This window comes from Vibrio sp. dhg, from assembly GCF_003443775.1.
GTDB classification, from domain to species: domain Bacteria; phylum Pseudomonadota; class Gammaproteobacteria; order Enterobacterales; family Vibrionaceae; genus Vibrio; species Vibrio natriegens.
The window spans coordinates 468,889-486,588 of sequence record NZ_CP028943.1 but is presented as its reverse complement, the minus strand read 5'-3'; the positions used below and the strand labels follow the sequence as shown (position 1 = coordinate 486,588).

At 47.3% G+C, this 17,700-nt stretch carries 10 protein-coding genes; 9 read left to right on the top strand and 1 reads right to left on the bottom strand.

Annotated elements, in window-relative coordinates; genetic code table 11:
• Position 1 precedes the first annotated feature (1 nt).
• Positions 2–961: a TIGR01212 family radical SAM protein gene (locus DBX26_RS02265; protein ID WP_118117721.1), complete on the bottom strand. Its 960-nt coding sequence runs from the start codon at positions 959–961 to the stop codon at positions 2–4.
• Positions 962–1,516: 555 nt separating this feature from the next.
• On the opposite strand from DBX26_RS02265, the gene gltB (DBX26_RS02260) reads away from it, so the two are divergent.
• The 9 genes from gltB (DBX26_RS02260) (at position 1,517) to DBX26_RS02220 (ending at position 17,682) form a co-directional block, all read left to right on the top strand.
• On the top strand, positions 1,517–6,055 hold the full coding sequence (gene gltB / locus DBX26_RS02260) for a glutamate synthase large subunit (protein ID WP_014230824.1): 4,539 nt from the start codon (positions 1,517–1,519) through the stop codon (positions 6,053–6,055).
• Positions 6,055–7,524, top strand: a complete 1,470-nt coding sequence (locus tag DBX26_RS02255; RefSeq protein ID WP_014230823.1) for a glutamate synthase subunit beta — start codon at positions 6,055–6,057, stop codon at positions 7,522–7,524. The genes gltB (DBX26_RS02260) and DBX26_RS02255 overlap by 1 nt, the downstream gene beginning before the upstream one ends.
• 451 nt (positions 7,525–7,975) lie before the next feature.
• Positions 7,976–12,439, top strand: coding sequence for a glutamate synthase large subunit (gltB, locus tag DBX26_RS02250; RefSeq protein ID WP_118117718.1), 4,464 nt, complete (start codon positions 7,976–7,978; stop codon positions 12,437–12,439).
• Between the two features lie 21 nt (positions 12,440–12,460).
• Positions 12,461–13,873, top strand: a complete 1,413-nt coding sequence (locus DBX26_RS02245; RefSeq protein ID WP_014230821.1) for an FAD-dependent oxidoreductase — start codon at positions 12,461–12,463, stop codon at positions 13,871–13,873.
• A 120-nt stretch (positions 13,874–13,993) separates the two neighbouring features.
• Positions 13,994–14,422, top strand: a complete 429-nt coding sequence (locus DBX26_RS02240; protein ID WP_020335900.1) for a DUF1499 domain-containing protein — start codon at positions 13,994–13,996, stop codon at positions 14,420–14,422.
• 66 nt (positions 14,423–14,488) lie between these two features.
• Positions 14,489–15,184, top strand: coding sequence for a 5'-methylthioadenosine/S-adenosylhomocysteine nucleosidase (gene mtnN, locus DBX26_RS02235; RefSeq protein ID WP_014230819.1), 696 nt, complete (start codon positions 14,489–14,491; stop codon positions 15,182–15,184).
• A 30-nt stretch (positions 15,185–15,214) separates the two neighbouring features.
• Positions 15,215–16,168, top strand: a complete 954-nt coding sequence (locus DBX26_RS02230; RefSeq protein ID WP_118117716.1) for a cobalamin biosynthesis family protein — start codon at positions 15,215–15,217, stop codon at positions 16,166–16,168.
• The gene (gene btuF / locus DBX26_RS02225; protein WP_162889716.1) at positions 16,168–16,992 is read left to right on the top strand and encodes a vitamin B12 ABC transporter substrate-binding protein BtuF; all 825 of its coding nucleotides are present in this window, start codon (positions 16,168–16,170) and stop codon (positions 16,990–16,992) included. Before DBX26_RS02230 ends, btuF begins: the two co-directional genes overlap by 1 nt.
• Positions 16,993–17,061: 69 nt before the next feature.
• The gene (locus tag DBX26_RS02220) at positions 17,062–17,682 is read left to right on the top strand and encodes a TRIC cation channel family protein (RefSeq protein WP_065296344.1); all 621 of its coding nucleotides are present in this window, start codon (positions 17,062–17,064) and stop codon (positions 17,680–17,682) included.
• Positions 17,683–17,700: the final 18 nt, after the last annotated feature.

Genomic DNA, 17,700 nt, shown 5'->3' with positions numbered 1-17,700 from the left:
ATCAGAGATGAGTAGATGCTTTAAGTTTAAGCTCAGGCTTTTTATAGATAAACGGCTTACCGGTTAAACTCCCCTGAGCACCTTCTATGTCCAATGCACGACCAATCTCTGTCATCGCCAACCAGCGATTTTCACACCAGAGTGGCGACAACAGCGTCGGGCGACGTGCCGCAGAAGAAACCCTGTGATAAACAATCTCCTCCGGCGTCATGCGGATTAATTCACTGGCAATGGCGACATACTCTTCTAGCTCAGGTGCTTCCAGCTTCCCGGCTCGCCACGCTTTAGCCATAGTGCTGCCTTCAACAATGTGCAAACCATGCAATTTGATGCCATCCGTCCCCACTTCAAGAACTTTACTCATGGTTTCCACGTTATGTTGGCGCGTTTCTTTAGGTAAACCAACGATCAAATGCGTGCACACCTTAATACCTAAAGCACGCGCGCGCTTGGTGATCTCCGCATAACATTCGAAATTATGGCCGCGGTTAATTCGCTTCAGCGTGTCGTCATGAGCCGTTTGTAAACCGAGTTCTAACCAGATTTCGTAACCTTGCTTGACGTAATCAGAGAGTAAGTCCAGTACGGCATCAGGAACGCAGTCAGGTCGGGTACCGACACATAAACCTACGATATCCGCCGCTTTAAGTGTCTCTTCATACATATTCTTGAGAACTTGAACTTCGGCATAAGTACTGGTGTACGCCTGAAAATAGGCTAAATACTTTTTCGCGCGTTGGATCTCCCCGGCACGATCGTTCAGTTGCTCATGAATGCTTTTAACCTGTACTTCCTCGTCAGAAAAAGACGCAACATTACAGAATGTGCACCCTCCACGTCCGATCGTACCGTCTCTGTTTGGGCAGCTAAATCCACCATGCAATGTTAATTTATGAACTTTTTCACCATATCGGCGCTGAAGATCCTGGCCTAATGTGTTGACCAACTCATGTAACTGCATAAAATTCCACCAAACCAAAATCGTAATCAATATCACTACGATTAGTGTAAATAAATTACATCCCTGCAAGAAAAATCACAGAATCTTAATCAATCCAAACGAGTCACAGACTAGTCAAAATCAATAAACCTGCATAAATACATACAAAAACTGGCAATGTTACGTAATTGTTAAACAAAATATGCATAATTAAACAAAAAAAATGGGTCACAACGTCGACTTTTCGTTGCATTCCGAAGTAACAAAATTGTAGGATACTTACGTATCCACGTGGTTTTTGTCATTTTGATTACAACACGGACTGCGGGGATTATCGGTGTTATCCCACTCCTACCTATATAAGTCACCAATAAGTGGCAAATAATAAAGAGATAACACCAAGGAATGTTTTTCTCGCAACACTTTTCCTGCGAGATACGGAAAGGAATCAAGACTGGTCAACCTCGACCGGTGGCGAATCATAAATATAAAGGACAAGACGCAAATTAAATTTCGCTAGACAGGCTTAGTCTGTCTGGGGTTTTCGCGTCTACATTGAACTGGAAGGATGTATCTATGGTAGATAGAGAGCACAATTCACAGGGTCTGTACACTCCAGAGCTGGAGCATGACGCTTGTGGTATCGGTTTTGTTGCTCACCTTAAAAACCGTAAATCTCATGAAGTAGTAACGCAAGCATTGGATATGCTGGCGCGTATGGAACACCGTGGTGGTCAAGGTTGTGACCCATGTAGCGGTGACGGCGCTGGTATCTTGCTGCAGAAACCTCATGAATTTCTATTGGAAGAAGCCGTTAAACAGGGCATTAAACTGCCTTCGTTCGAAAAATATGGTGTTGGTGTCGTTCTTTTCCCGAAAGACGAATACAAACGTGAACAGTGCCGTGACATTCTAGAGCGCAATGCCAAGCGCCTGGATCTTGAAGTTATTGGCTACCGCGTACTTCCAGTAGATAACTCTATGCTTGGTGCCGACCCGCTTAGCACAGAGCCGCAATTCGAACACGTATTTATCTCTGGTGGCCCGGGTGTTACACCTGAGGAACTGGAACGTAAACTGTACGTTCTGCGTAACTACACTGTACGTGTCTGCCTGGAAAGCGTATCGAATATCAAAGACGAGTTTTATATTAACTCTATGTCGTACAAGACTCTGGTATATAAAGGCCAGCTGACGACAGAACAGGTACCACAGTACTTCCTTGACCTGCAGAACCCAACCATGGTGACTGCACTGGCACTGGTACACTCTCGTTTCTCTACCAATACATTCCCAAGATGGCGTCTGGCTCAGCCTTTCCGCTACATTGCTCACAACGGTGAAATCAATACAGTTCGCGGTAACCTGAACTGGATGAAAGCCCGTGAAGCGATTATTGAATCAGACCTGTTCACGCAGGCTGAGATCGATATGCTGCTGCCTATCTGTCAAGAAGGCATGTCTGACTCAGCAAACTTTGATATGGCTCTGGAACTGCTGGTTCTTTCTGGTCGTACCCTGCCTCACGCGCTGATGATGATGATTCCTGAAGCATGGCAAGAAAACAAAAACATGGATCCTAAGCGTCGTGCATTCTATCAGTACCACGCAAACATTATGGAACCATGGGATGGCCCTGCCTCTGTATGTTTTACTGATGGTGTTCAAGTAGGTGCAACGCTTGACCGTAACGGTCTGCGCCCTTCTCGCTACACAGTAACGAAAGACAACTTCCTGGTTATGGCATCAGAGTCTGGCGTAGTCGACATTGCACCAGAAAACGTTGAGTTCCGTGGTCGTCTACAGCCTGGTCGTATCTTTGTTGCTGACCTAGAGCAAGGTCGTATCATTTCTGATGAAGAAGTGAAAGATACCATTGCTACCTCTCAGCCATACGAAAAATGGGTTGAAGATAACCTTCTCAGTCTGAAAAACTTGCCAGATGCAAGTAACCAGTTTAGCCAACCTTCTCCAGAGCGTTTGTTACACCGCCAACAAGCATTTGGCGTAAGCTCAGAAGAAGTGAACGAAATCATCGTTCCAATGGCAAACGATGGCAAAGAGCCACTATCTGCAATGGGTGCTGACTGGCCGCTAGCCGTTCTGTCTCACCAATCACAGCATTTATCAAACTACTTCAAGCAGCTGTTTGCTCAGGTAACTAACCCGCCGATCGACCCGATCCGTGAGCGTATGGTTATGTCCCTGAACACCTACTTGGGTAAAGACCAAAACCTACTGACAGAAACACCACTTCACTGTCAAAAGGTAGAACTGGAATCTCCAGTACTGGCTAACTCTGAGCTTGAGAAGCTACGTGCTATCGATAACGAGCACTTACAAGCTAAGACACTGGACATCGTATTCCAGGCAAGCGAAGAAAAAGGAAAACTTGAGCGCGCACTTAAACGTATCTGCCAATACGCAGAAGACGCAGTGATCGACGGCTACTCAATCATCCTACTGACAGACCGTGCAGTAAACTCTAACCACGCGGCTATCCCAGCAATGCTGGCGGTTGGCGCAGTTCACCATCACCTGATCCGTAAAGGTCTGCGTGCTAAGTGTGACATCGTGGTAGAGACGGGTGACGCGCGTGAAACTCACCACTTCGCGACTCTACTTGGTTATGGTGCAAACGCGGTTAACCCTTACTTGGTAATCGAAAGCATCATCGAACTACAGCGTACGAAAAAGCTCGATCCTGAAGCAAATCCAAGCGATTTGTTCAACAACTACCGTAAAGCCGTTAACGGTGGTCTGCTGAAGATCTTCTCTAAGATGGGTATCTCAACGCTGCAGTCTTACCACGGCGCACAGATCTTCGAAGCGCTTGGTATTCACAAATCCGTTGTAGACAAATACTTTACTGGTACGGTTTCTCGTATTCAGGGTCTGACTCTGGATGACATCGCAAAAGAAGTCGTGGTTCGTCACCGTATTGGCTACCCACAACGTGAAATCCCAATTCAAATGCTTGATGTTGGCGGTGTTTACCAATGGAAACAACGTGGTGAGAAACACCTGTTCAACCCAGAAACGATTTCTCTGCTTCAGCAATCGACTCGTAACAAAGACTACTCTCAGTTCAAGCAGTACGCGAGCGCAGTAGATAAGCAAGGCGACAATGCTGTTACGCTTCGTAGCCAACTTGAGTTCATTAAGAACCCAGCAGGTTCTATCTCTATCGACGAAGTTGAACCAATTGAGAGCATCGTAAAACGCTTTGCAACGGGTGCAATGTCATTTGGCTCGATCTCTCACGAAGCACACTCCACACTGGCTGTTGCGATGAACCGCTTAGGCGCAAAATCCAACTCAGGTGAAGGTGGTGAAGATCCAATTCGCTTCGAGCGTAAAGAAAACGGCGACTGGGAACGCTCTGCAATCAAACAGGTTGCATCAGGTCGTTTCGGTGTGACGTCTTACTACCTGACTAACGCAGAAGAGCTTCAAATCAAGATGGCTCAAGGTGCGAAACCAGGTGAAGGTGGTCAGCTACCTGGCGATAAAGTCGATGACTGGATCGGTGCGACTCGTCACTCAACTCCGGGCGTCGGTTTGATTTCTCCACCGCCACACCACGATATCTACTCAATCGAAGATTTGGCTCAGCTTATCTACGACTTGAAAAACGCGAACCGTGCGGGTCGTGTAAACGTGAAACTGGTATCTGAAGCAGGCGTTGGTACCATCGCATCAGGTGTAGCGAAAGCAAAAGCAGACGTTGTACTGATCGCTGGTTTCGATGGCGGTACAGGTGCATCGCCAATTTCTTCGATTCGTCACACTGGTCTTCCTTGGGAACTAGGTTTGGCAGAAACACACCAAACACTTCTGAAGAATGGTCTGCGTAACCGTATCGTTGTTCAGGCTGACGGCCAGATGAAAACACCTCGTGACCTTGCAATCGCGACTCTACTAGGTGCGGAAGAATGGGGCGTGGCAACAGCAGCATTGGTTGTTGAAGGCTGTATAATGATGCGTAAGTGTCATAAGAACACCTGTCCTGTTGGTATCGCAACTCAGAACAAAACTCTGCGTGAGCGCTTTGATGGCCGCGTAGAAGACGTAGTCACTTTCTTCCAGTACATGGCTCAGGGTCTGCGCGAAATCATGGCGGAACTTGGTTTCCGTACTATCGATGAAATGGTTGGCCAAGGCCAGAAACTGCGTGTTCGCCAAGACATTTCTCACTGGAAATACAAGAACCTGGATCTGTCTCCTGTTCTACACATCGAGCAACCACGTGAAGCCGACGGTGTTTACAACCAAACCGTGCAGAACCACAACCTTGAATCAGTACTAGACCGTAAACTTATCCAAGCCGCTATTCCGGCGCTTGAGAAAGGTGAAGCAGTGAACGCTGAGTTCCCTATCGTCAACACTGACCGCTCTGCGGGTACTATGCTGTCGAACGAGATCTCGAAAGTGTACAAAGACCAAGGTCTGCCACAGCCAATGAACGTGAAGTTCAAAGGCTCTGCTGGTCAGTCTTTCGGTGCATTCCTTGCGAAAGGTGTGAAGTTCGAAGTTGAAGGTGACGCGAACGATTACTGGGGTAAAGGCTTGTCTGGCGGTACCTTAGTATTGTACCCAGATGCGAACTCTAGCATTGTTGCTGAAGACAACATCATCGTAGGTAACGTATGTTTCTATGGTGCAACGTCTGGTGAATCTTTCATCCGCGGTATGGCTGGTGAGCGTTTCTGTGTTCGTAACTCTGGCGCGAAAGTTGTGGTTGAAGGCGTGGGTGACCACGGCTGTGAATACATGACTGGTGGTGCAGCTATCATCCTAGGTTCAACAGGTCGCAACTTTGCTGCTGGTATGAGTGGTGGTGTAGCGTACGTATGGGATAAATCAGGTGACTTCGAGTCCAAACTGAACCCAGAACTCGTTGACTTGGATCCTATCGAACAAGAAGACAAAGATCTGTTACTAGACATGTTAACTAAGCATGTTCAATTCACAGGAAGTGAAGTTGCTCAGTCTTTCCTAGACAACTTTGAAGCTAGCCTAGCCTCTATGGTTAAGGTCATGCCGCGCGATTACAAAGCGGTACTTCAAAAGCGTAAAGCTGAGGCACAACAAACTGAAGCGGAGGCAGTGTAATGGGTAAGCCTACTGGATTTTTAGAGCATGGTCGTGAACTTCCACAGAAGATCGATCCCGCTGAACGTATCAAGAACAACAAAGAGTTCGTTCTGAACGAGGAGTTTGGTAGCAAGATCAATACTCAGGCTTCTCGCTGTATGGACTGTGGCGTGCCGTTTTGTCATAACGGCTGCCCGATTGGTAACATCATCCCAGAATTTAACGATGCGGTTTACCGCGATAGCTGGGAAGAAGCATGGAACATTCTGAGCTCGACCAACAACTTCCCTGAATTTACGGGTCGTGTATGTCCTGCACCTTGTGAAAGTTCTTGTGTACTTGGTATTAACCAAGACCCAATCACCATTTGTAACATTGAGAAAACCATCGTGGAAACGGCGTATCGTGAAGGATACGCCAAGCCAAAAACGCCACGCTCTCGTACAGGTAAAACCGTTGCAATCATCGGTTCAGGCCCTGCGGGTCTGGCTGCTGCTGAACAGCTAAACAGCGCGGGTCACTCAGTGACGGTATTTGAACGAGACGAAAAAGTCGGTGGTCTGCTACGTTTTGGTATCCCTGACTTTAAGCTCAGCATGGAAGTGATTGATCGTAAGATCAACCTGATGGCTGAAGCGGGTGTTGAATTTAAAGTGAACCAACACGTTGGTGTTGACGTGAACGCTCAGCAGTTACGTCAAGAATACGATGTGGTACTACTGACTGGTGGTTCGACCGTTCCTCGTGACCTTCCGGTACCAGGACGTGAACTAAACGGCGTTTACTTCGCAATGCAGTTCCTTGGTCAAAACAACCGCCGTGCAAACAACATGGACCTGAAAACTGAAGAAATTCACGCAGCAGGCAAGCATGTGGTAGTTATCGGTGGTGGTGATACAGGTTCTGACTGTGTTGGTACCTCAAACCGTCACGGTGCAGCGAGTGTGACTCAAGTTGAGATCATGCCAATTCCACCAGAAAAACGCCCTGCGAATATGCCGTGGCCTCAGTACCCAATGATCCTTCGTACTTCAACTTCTCACGAAGAAGGGGTAGATCGTCACTGGAACATCCTTACTAAAGAGTTCATTGGTAACGATAAAGGTGAAGTAACGGGTCTGCGTATTGCTGACATCGTATGGGAAGATGCAAAACCTGGCGAGCGCCCAAGCTTCAAAGAAGTCGAAGGCAGTGAGCGAGTAATTCCATGTGACATGGCTTTCCTAGCAATGGGCTTCTTACACCCTGAACCAACAGGTGTGCTGGCTCAGCTAGACATCGCTCTTGATGATCGTGGCAATGTAGCAACTCAGGGCTTTGCGACTAACCAAGAAGGTGTTTTCGCTGCAGGCGATATGCGTACAGGTCAATCACTTGTCGTTCGTTGTATCAACGAAGGCCGTGAGTGTGCTCGCTCTATCGATGAATACCTGATGGGCGGAACACACCTAGAAGCAAAAGCAAACTCGCTGATGCTTTCAGCATAATAGGAGGAGATACACTCCTCCCTCTTTCTGAGTGCGAGCAGCCAATAATTATATTGTTGGCTGTTCAACAAGAAAGAAAACAATTCCTTCCAGTCTTTTTATTTTGACCAGCATTTTATGCTGGTCTTTTTTATTCCAGCCAGTAGTAAATGTTACTTTATTGTAACAATCAAATTTATATCTAATTGAAATCATTGAATAATTTCAGCAAATTAAATGGTAAATCCCTGATTAGCGTGATTATCCACTAATAACTTGACCTTTTTTACAATAACCTATAGCTTGTGAAGTTGATGAAAATAAAACAGTCTAAAATTGTTAAATATTTCACGCCTTTTATTGAATAAATATACATAAAAACAAAAAAATGACGCATAGTTAGTCATCACTATCAACATAAGCAGTGTTGATGTATCTGTCGGGATGACAGATAAGCAAAGGGAGAATTGCAATGGCTCTTTATGATCCAAGTCTTGAGAAAGACAACTGTGGATTTGGCTTGATCGCTCATATGGAAGGCGAGCAAAGTCACAAGCTGGTTCGTACAGCAATTTCTGCGCTTGACCGTATGACCCACCGTGGTGGTATTGCCGCCGATGGTAAAACTGGTGATGGTTGTGGTCTTCTACTACAAAAGCCCGATTCCTACTTACGCCTAGTCGCCGAAGAAAATGGTTTTAACCTTGGTAAGCAATATGCCGTGGGGATGATTTTCTTTAGCCAAGATCCTATCAAAGCTCAGCAAGCGCGAGAAATCGTTAACAAAGAACTCGCTCAAGAAACTCTGACTGTTGCGGGTTGGCGAGAAGTACCAACAAATTCCGAAGTGCTGGGCCCGATTGCCCTTCACTCAGTGCCAAACATCCAACAGGTATTTATCTCCGCACCAGCGGGATGGCGCGAGCGAGATATTGAACGCCGTCTATATATAGCTCGACGTCGCATTGAAAAGCAGATCACGGAAGATCCTGACTTTTATATCTGTAGCTTATCAACCCAAGTGTTAGTCTATAAAGGACTTTGCATGCCAGCGGATCTACCGCGCTTCTATCTGGATCTTGCTGATCTTCGTATGGAATCTGCGATTTGTCTGTTCCACCAGCGTTTTTCTACTAACACGCAACCTCGTTGGCCATTAGCCCAACCGTTCCGCTATCTGGCACATAACGGTGAGATCAATACCATTGAAGGTAACCGTCAGTGGGCGAGAGCTCGTGCTTACAAATTCTCATCTCCGCTGTTACCCGATCTGCAAACTGCTGCACCATTTGTTAATGAAACAGGCTCAGATTCTTCCAGCTTAGATAACATGCTGGACCTATTCCTGGCAGGTGGTATGGATATCTTCCGTGCGATGCGCATGCTTGTGCCGCCAGCATGGCAGAATCACCCAGATATGGATCAGGATCTGCGTGCTTTCTACGATTTCAACTCGAAGCACATGGAACCATGGGACGGCCCTGCGGGCATCGTATTATCTGATGGCCGTTACGCTGCATGTAACTTAGATAGAAACGGCTTGCGTCCGGCTCGTTATGTGATCACCAAAGACAAGTTGATCACGCTTGCCTCAGAGGTTGGTATTTGGAATTACGCGCCAGATGAAGTGGCGCAAAAAGGTCGTGTAGGTCCGGGTGAGCTGCTGGTTGTCGATACCCGCAAAGGTAAATTGTGGCAATCAAGCGAGATCGACAACGATCTGAAAAGCCGTCACCCGTACCGTGAATGGATGGCAAACAACGTCCGCAAATTAACGCCGTTTTCAGAACTGTCTGAAGATCAGGTTGGTGAACGTAATTTTGATGAAGACTTGCTTAAGACTTATCAAAAGCAATTCGCCATGACCAACGAAGAAGTCGACCAAGTACTGCGTGTTCTTGGTGAAATGGGACAAGAAGCGGTTGGCTCGATGGGTGATGACACACCGATGGCCGTGCTGTCGTCAAAAGAGCGTCTAGTGACCGATTACTTCCGTCAGAAATTTGCTCAGGTCACCAACCCACCAATCGATCCTCTACGCGAGCAACACGTCATGTCGCTGGCAACCAGCATCGGTCAGGAGATGAACGTCTTCTGTGAAACCGACGGGCACGCACATCGTGTGACGTTCGATTCACCCGTTCTGCTCTATTCGGATATGCAGCAACTGCTGGGATTGAGTGACGATCACTATCGCAATACGATTCTCGATATCAATTACGATCCGGAAGAAAGAGACCTCGAACAAGCCATCAATTTCCTGTGTGATCAAGCGGAGCAAGTGGTTCGTGAAGGTACCGTTCTGGTCGTCCTATCTGATCGCGCCTTAGTAAAAGGCAGACTACCAATTCCTGCGGCAATGGCGGTAGGGGCAGTACAAACTCGCCTCGCTAATGCCAATTTGCGCTGTGATGCAAACATTGTCGTCGAAACAGCAACGGCACGAGATCCACATCAATTTGCAGTACTGCTTGGCTTCGGTGCCACGGCGGTTTATCCATACTTAGCTTATGAAGCGCTAGGTAAGCTGGTTGATGATGGCGTACTAAACAAAGACTACCGCGACGTGATGCAGAACTACCAGTACGGCATCAATAAAGGTCTGTACAAAATCATGTCGAAAATGGGCATCTCGACCATCGCCTCATACCGTTGCTCGCAGCTTTTTGAAGCTGTAGGTTTGAGCCAGCAAGTCGTAGACCTGTGCTTTAAAGGTGTGACCACTCGAATTGCCGGGGCGAACTTTGAAGACTTCCAGCAAGATCTGACTAACCTTTCCCGTAAAGCTTGGACGAAACGTAAATCACTCGAACAAGGTGGCTTGCTGAAATACGTACACGATGGTGAATACCATGCCTACAACCCAGATGTTGTCGGTACGCTGCAAACTGCAGTGAAATCAGGCGATATCAATGACTATCATAGTTACGCGAAGCAGGTAAACCAACGTCCGGTTGCGATGCTGCGTGACTTAATGACACTGAAGAAAGCCGATACCCCGTTATCACTGGATAAAGTGGAACCGAAAAACGACCTGTTCAAACGTTTCGACTCTGCTGCGATGTCTATCGGTGCATTGAGTCCAGAAGCACACGAAGCACTTGCAACCGCGATGAACCGACTCGGTGGTTACTCAAACTCTGGTGAAGGTGGTGAAGATCCTCGCCGTTTTGGTACCGAGCGTAACTCGCGTATTAAACAGATTGCCTCGGGTCGCTTTGGTGTAACGCCACATTACTTAACTAACGCGGATGTGCTGCAAATCAAAGTAGCTCAAGGCGCAAAACCGGGTGAAGGTGGCCAGCTTCCTGGACATAAAGTCACGGCGGAAATCGCTAAGTTGCGTTATTCCGTGCAAGGCGTGACGCTGATCTCCCCTCCTCCTCACCACGATATTTACTCGATTGAGGACTTGGCGCAGCTGATCTTCGACCTGAAACAAGTTAACCCGAAAGCATTGGTTTCGGTGAAGCTTGTATCTGAACCAGGCGTTGGCACTATCGCTACAGGTGTGGCAAAAGCCTATGCTGACCTTATCACTATCTCTGGTTATGACGGTGGTACAGCGGCAAGCCCACTAACCTCGGTGAAATACGCTGGTAGCCCTTGGGAGCTAGGCCTAGCTGAAACTCAACAAGCTCTGGTTGCCAACGGTCTGCGTCACAAAATTCGCTTGCAGGTTGACGGTGGTCTGAAAACTGGTTTAGACGTGGTTAAAGCCGCTATTCTAGGTGCTGAGAGCTTTGGTTTTGGTACCGCGCCAATGGTAGCAATGGGCTGTAAATTCTTGCGTATCTGTCACCTAAACAACTGTGCGACAGGTGTTGCAACTCAGGATGAAACCCTGCGTAAAGAGTACTTCAAAGGCTTACCTGAAATGGTAATAAATTACTTCACCGGTTTGGCTGAAGAAGTACGTGGTCTGCTTGCAGAGCTTGGCGTCGAGAAGCTGACTGACTTGATTGGTCGTACTGACCTACTTGAAGCTGTTGAAGGTTTCACCGCAAAACAAACCAAACTGGATCTGTCCAATATTCTCGAAGCACCAGTTTCTCCAGAAGGACATCCGCTGTTCTGGACCGAGCCAAATGCACCATTTGACAGAGCAGAGCTGAACCAACGCATCGTTGATGACGCTATTAATGCTGTCGAAGAAGGCCGTTCAGCCAGCTTCTACTACAATGTGATCAACACCGACCGCTCAGTAGGCGCGCGCCTGTCAGGTGAAATTGCAAAACGCTACGGTAACCAAGGGCTGGCGGCCTCACCGATTAAGCTGCATCTCGATGGCACTGCAGGCCAGTCATTTGGTGTATGGAACGCTGGTGGTGTAGAACTTTACCTTACTGGTGATGCCAACGACTACGTCGGTAAAGGTATGGCGGGAGGCAAGATTGCTATCAAGCCACACTTAGGTACTGCGTTCAAATGTAATGAAGCGACCATCATCGGTAACACCTGTTTGTATGGCGCAACGGGCGGAAAACTGTTTGCGGCGGGTAAAGCGGGTGAACGCTTTGGTGTCCGTAACTCTGGCACCATCGCGGTCATTGAAGGTGCAGGTGATAACGCCTGTGAATACATGACAGGTGGTATTGTCGCGATTCTTGGTGCGACAGGCGTGAACTTTGGTGCGGGTATGACAGGCGGCTTTGCCTATGTGCTGGATGAAAACCAAAGCTTCCAAGGCCGTGTAAACAACGAGTCGGTTGAAGCCATTTCGCTGTCTGACTTGTATATACATCAAGAACATCTTCGCGGTCTGATTGCAGAGCATTTAGAAGAAACCGGCTCTAGCCATGCAGAGCATATTTTGGCGAACTTTGACGAATGGATTCCGAAGTTCTACTTGGTGAAACCTCAAGCGGCAGATTTGAATACCCTGCTAGGTCACCAAAGTCGTAGCGCTGCTGAACTGCGCGTTCAAGCCCAATAAATCATGGAGGATGTTTGAATCATGAGCCAGAACGTTTATCAATTTATCGATGTTCAACGCGTAGATCCGGCGAAAAAGCCAATTAAAATTCGTAAGATTGAGTTTGTCGAAATCTACGAACCGTTTACTAAACAACAGGCAACGGCACAAGCTGACCGTTGTCTGGATTGCGGTAACCCATACTGTGAATGGAAATGTCCGGTACACAACTACATTCCTCAATGGCTAAAACTGGCCAACGAAGGACGTATTCTGGAAGCGGCAGAGCTGTCACATCAAACCAATAGTTTGCCAGAAGTGTGTGGACGTGTTTGTCCACAAGACCGCTTGTGTGAAGGGTCCTGTACACTGAATGATGACTTTGGTGCGGTAACCATCGGTAACATAGAAAAGTACATCACCGACAAAGCCTTTGAAATGGGCTGGAAGCCGGATATGTCTAAAGTCGAATGGACCGACAAAAAAGTCGCCATCATCGGTGCTGGGCCAGCAGGTTTGGCGGCTGCCGATATTTTAGTCCGTAACGGTGTAAAGCCTGTGGTGTTTGACCGTTATCCAGAGATTGGCGGTCTGCTGACCTTCGGTATCCCTTCTTTCAAACTCGAAAAAGGGGTGATGGAAAATCGCCGCCGCGTTTTCACTGAGATGGGCGTCGAGTTCCGCATGAACGTAGAAGTCGGTAAAGACGTGCAGATGCAAGAACTTATCGATGATTACGATGCCGTTTTCCTTGGTGTGGGTACCTACAAAAACATGCGTGCGGGTTTGGAAAATGAAGATGCACCAGGTGTTTATGACGCTCTGCCATTTTTGATTTCCAACACCTATAAAGTGATGAACCTGAAAAATAGCCAGCCTTATATCGATATGGCTGGTAAAAAAGTCGTGGTACTTGGTGGTGGTGATACCGCAATGGACTGTGTACGTACTTCTATCCGTCAGGGTGCATCCAACGTAATCTGTGCGTATCGTCGTGACGAAGCCAACATGCCGGGCTCACGCCGAGAAGTCAAAAATGCCAAAGAAGAAGGCGTGAAATTCATGTTCAACCTTCAACCTTTGGGATTAGAAGTCAACGCATCGGGTAATGTAACTGGCGTGAAAGTGGTGAAAACAGCACTTGGTGAACCAGATGAAGCAGGCCGACGTCGTCCTGAGCCTGTTGAAGGTAGTGAGCATGTTTTAGCTGCTGACGCTGTGATCATGGCATTTGGTTTCCAACCGCATCAAATGGATTGGTTAACACCTTTCAATGTTGATCTTGACCAGTGGGGCCGAATTAAAGCGCCTCTGAAGCAAGAGTTTCAGTACCAAACCAGTAACGAAAAAATCTTTGCTGGTGGCGATGCGGTACGCGGCTCAGACTTAGTGGTAACCGCGATTGACGAAGGTCGAAAAGCAGCCGAAGGTATCCTCGACTACCTGGACGTCTAACGTTCAACACGTTAAATCTCTCAAAAGGACCCGATTATTGGGTCCTTTTTTCTTTTATTACATATAATTACATAACAAAAAATTTGCACGACTAAATTCCTACCACAAGGAATCAATACCATGAAAAAATTCGCTCTCCTTTCTATCGTTCTTTTCAGCTTAACTGCGTGCAGCCAAGGAGTACCAACCATGACCGATCGCTCGCAAACACCATGTGGTAATAAGCCAAATTGCGTATCAACCCAAGATTCTCGTGAAGAGCACTACCTTGAACCTTTCCTGCTGACAGAGTCCGCAACACTCGATGCGATTGAGCAAGCGGCTCTCAAACTGCCGGGGGCAAAAACGGCGGTAAAAGAAGGCGATTACCTACGTATTGAATGTACTTCCAAAATCATGCGCTTTGTTGATGATCTTGAGCTAAAAATCAGTGACGATAAGCTCATCGTTCGCTCTGAATCGCGTATTGGATACTCCGATTTTGGCGTCAACAGAAAGCGAGCAAAACAATTACGCACTGAACTCTCTGACGCAGGGCTCATCAAATAGAAAACTGACTCTGGTGAGTGTTATACTCTCGCCCGAATGAATATTTTATTACCCAAAGAGAGTGTTATGAAAGTTGGTATCATCGGCGCGATGGAACAAGAAGTGACCATCCTGAAAGAAGCAATGACAAACTGCCAGACGGTTAACAAAGCAGGCTGTACGTATTTCTCTGGTCAAATTAACGGTGTAGATGTAGTACTTCTGCAATCGGGCATCGGTAAAGTAGCCGCTGCTGTGGGTACGACTATCTTACTTGATGAATACCAACCTGACGTTGTAATCAACACGGGCTCTGCTGGTGGTTTCGACTCCAGCCTGAACCTAGGTGATGTGGTCATCTCAACTGAAGTTCGTCACCACGATGCAGACGTAACAGCATTCGGCTACGAAATAGGCCAAATGGCTGGCCAACCTGCGGCATTCAAAGCGGACGAAAAGCTGATGGAGCTGGCAGAAAAAGCATTAGCTAAGATGGAAAACAAACACGCGGTACGCGGCCTTATTTGTACTGGTGATGCTTTCGTTTGCACCGCTGAACGTCAAGCATTTATCCGCGAGCACTTCCCATCTGTGATCGCAGTAGAGATGGAAGCATCAGCAATTGCTCAGACTTGCCACCAGTTCAATACGCCATTTGTGGTGGTACGTGCCATTTCAGACGTAGCAGACAAAGAATCACCAATGAGCTTCGAAGAGTTTTTACCGTTAGCGGCGAAAAGCTCCTCAGAAATGGTGTTCAAAATGCTAGAGCTAGTAAAGTAAGTCGAGTCGGTTAAATAAATCGAACCATTCATGGAAGAAACTTTTCAGCAACTTTACGCCAATGGTGCGCTCCTTGTAATGTGGGGCGCACTGTTGTTTCATCTCGTTTTACCTATCCCTAACTCCGCTCATCCTTTCACTTTATGGCGAAAAATAGCAGAGCAGCTGACCATAAAGGTGAACCGACACCATAGCTATTCGCAAAGCATACTGGCAGGCATCCTTTCCATTCTCATCATGATATTGCCTTGTTTGGTGCTATTGATTGCCTTAAAGCCTCTGGTATGGAAAGCGCCACTATACGAGTTAGCATTATTGCTGCTCGCGTTAGATTGGCGAAGCAGCGAGAGGTTAACCAAACAGCTCGTTAGCGCTATGTCCAATGAGGACAAACCTTTATGTCGCCAACGATTAAGACCGTACCTCAATCGTGATACAAACAGCCTTTCTCTGTTAGGGATAGGAAAAGCGGGAGCGGAAACGATCATAATGGGCTACGGCCGAAATGTTGTCTGCGTTCTCTTCTGGTACGCACTTGCAGGTGGTATTGGTGCTTTCCTCTACCGACTTATCGCAGAGCTTGCACGTACCTGGTCACCGAGCCGAAAACAATACTCACCATTTGGCAAACCCGCCATTCAACTTCTCGCTGCACTTGAAATCATCCCGTTGCGCTTGTTCGCTCTGTTTATCGCATCTGGGAAGAGTTTGTCGGCTGTGATTAGCGGAATAAGCCAACAAGCACAATCCTGGCCGTTACCCGGACCAGCGTGGTTACTGTGTAGTGTCGGGAACAAGTTACAACTCTCTTTGGGTGGCCCAGCTCTTTACCAGGGAACACGAGCAGAGCGAGCTAAAATAGGTGGGCGTATTGCGCCGTCTGCTATACATCTCGCGCAGATCCAAGCTCTCTTGGTTTGGCGTATTTTTGCTTGGATTGTTATCCAAAGCCTTCTTCTAGGACTGATTTATCAAGGATTATGATGTCTAAAATTGCCGTATCAATTTCAATTTTGTTTTCATCAATCGTACTGGCTAACGAGCCAGCGCAACGTGTAATTAGCTTAGCTCCACACGCAACCGAGATTGCCTATGCCGCAGGGCTTGGGGACAAATTAATCGCAGTGAGCGAAATGAGTGATTATCCTGAACAAGCGAATAAGCTGGAGAAAGTCTCTAATTACCAGGGAATAAAGCTCGAACGTATCATTGCGCTGCGTCCGGATTTGGTCATTGCCTGGCCTTCAGGTAATCCAGCCAAAGAATTGGAAAAGCTCGCTCAGTTTGATGTACCCATTTATTACTCTACTTCCAGCTCACTGATGGACATCGCCAACAACATCGAACAATTGAGTCAGTACAGCGAAAATCCACAAATAGGCCAGAAAGCCGCTGATGACTTTCGAACCCAGTTGAAAGTCTTGCAAGACAAATACAACACCGAAGACAAGGTCCGTTATTTTTACCAGCTCAGTGAAAAACCAATCATCACGGTCGCAGGAAAAAACTGGCCGAGTGAAGTGTTTAGCTTTTGTGGCGGCGAAAACATATTTTACAGTGCGGGTTCTCCCTACCCTCAGGTCAGCATCGAGCAAATCATCACTCGCCAACCAGACGTCATTTTTACTTCGCGTCATGCCATGAGTAGTGACGGGATGTGGTCTGAATGGAAGAATGAAGCGCCTGCTTTAAAAGATGGACATATTTGGTCATTGAATGCTGACTGGATTAACCGTCCGACACCGAGAACACTTAACGCCATCACAGAAGTGTGTGATTACTTTGAAAGCGTACGCCAAAAACGCTAACGTTTTCGTGGCAAATACCGTACAATTTGCGCCCATTTTTTATCACTTTGCTTAAAGGTACCAAGTAACATGGACTCCATGCTGCTTTACATGATCGACTTATTCGGCACTGCTATATTCGCCATTTCAGGTGTATTACTGGCTGGCCGGTTAAAGATGGATCCATTCGGCGTGATTGTGCTCGGTAGCGTCACCGCTATTGGTGGTGGAACAATCCGAGATATGGCACTGGGTGCCACACCTGTATTTTGGGTCACTGACCCGACCTACCTCTGGGTTATCTTTATCACCTGTCTATTAACCATGTTGATAGTCCGCCGTCCCAAGCGCCTTCCTTGGTGGGTTTTGCCCGTTTGCGATGCTATTGGTCTTGCTGTCTTCGTCGGTATCGGAGTAGAAAAAGCCCTGACTTATAATGCTTCAGGAATGGTCGCTGTGATTATGGGCGTGATAACCGGATGTGGTGGTGGCATCATACGTGATGTACTGGCGCGAGAGGTACCGATGGTACTAAGAAGTGAAGTGTATGCAACAGCCTGTATTATTGGCGGGATATTCCATACAACCGCGATTGCAATGGGCTATGACCACTCAACAGCGCTGATCGCTTGTGTAAGCTCAACATTGATAATCCGTCTTGGTGCGATCCGCTGGCACTTGTCTTTGCCTACGTTCGCCATCAATCGTTAACTCCCCTTCACCAAGAAC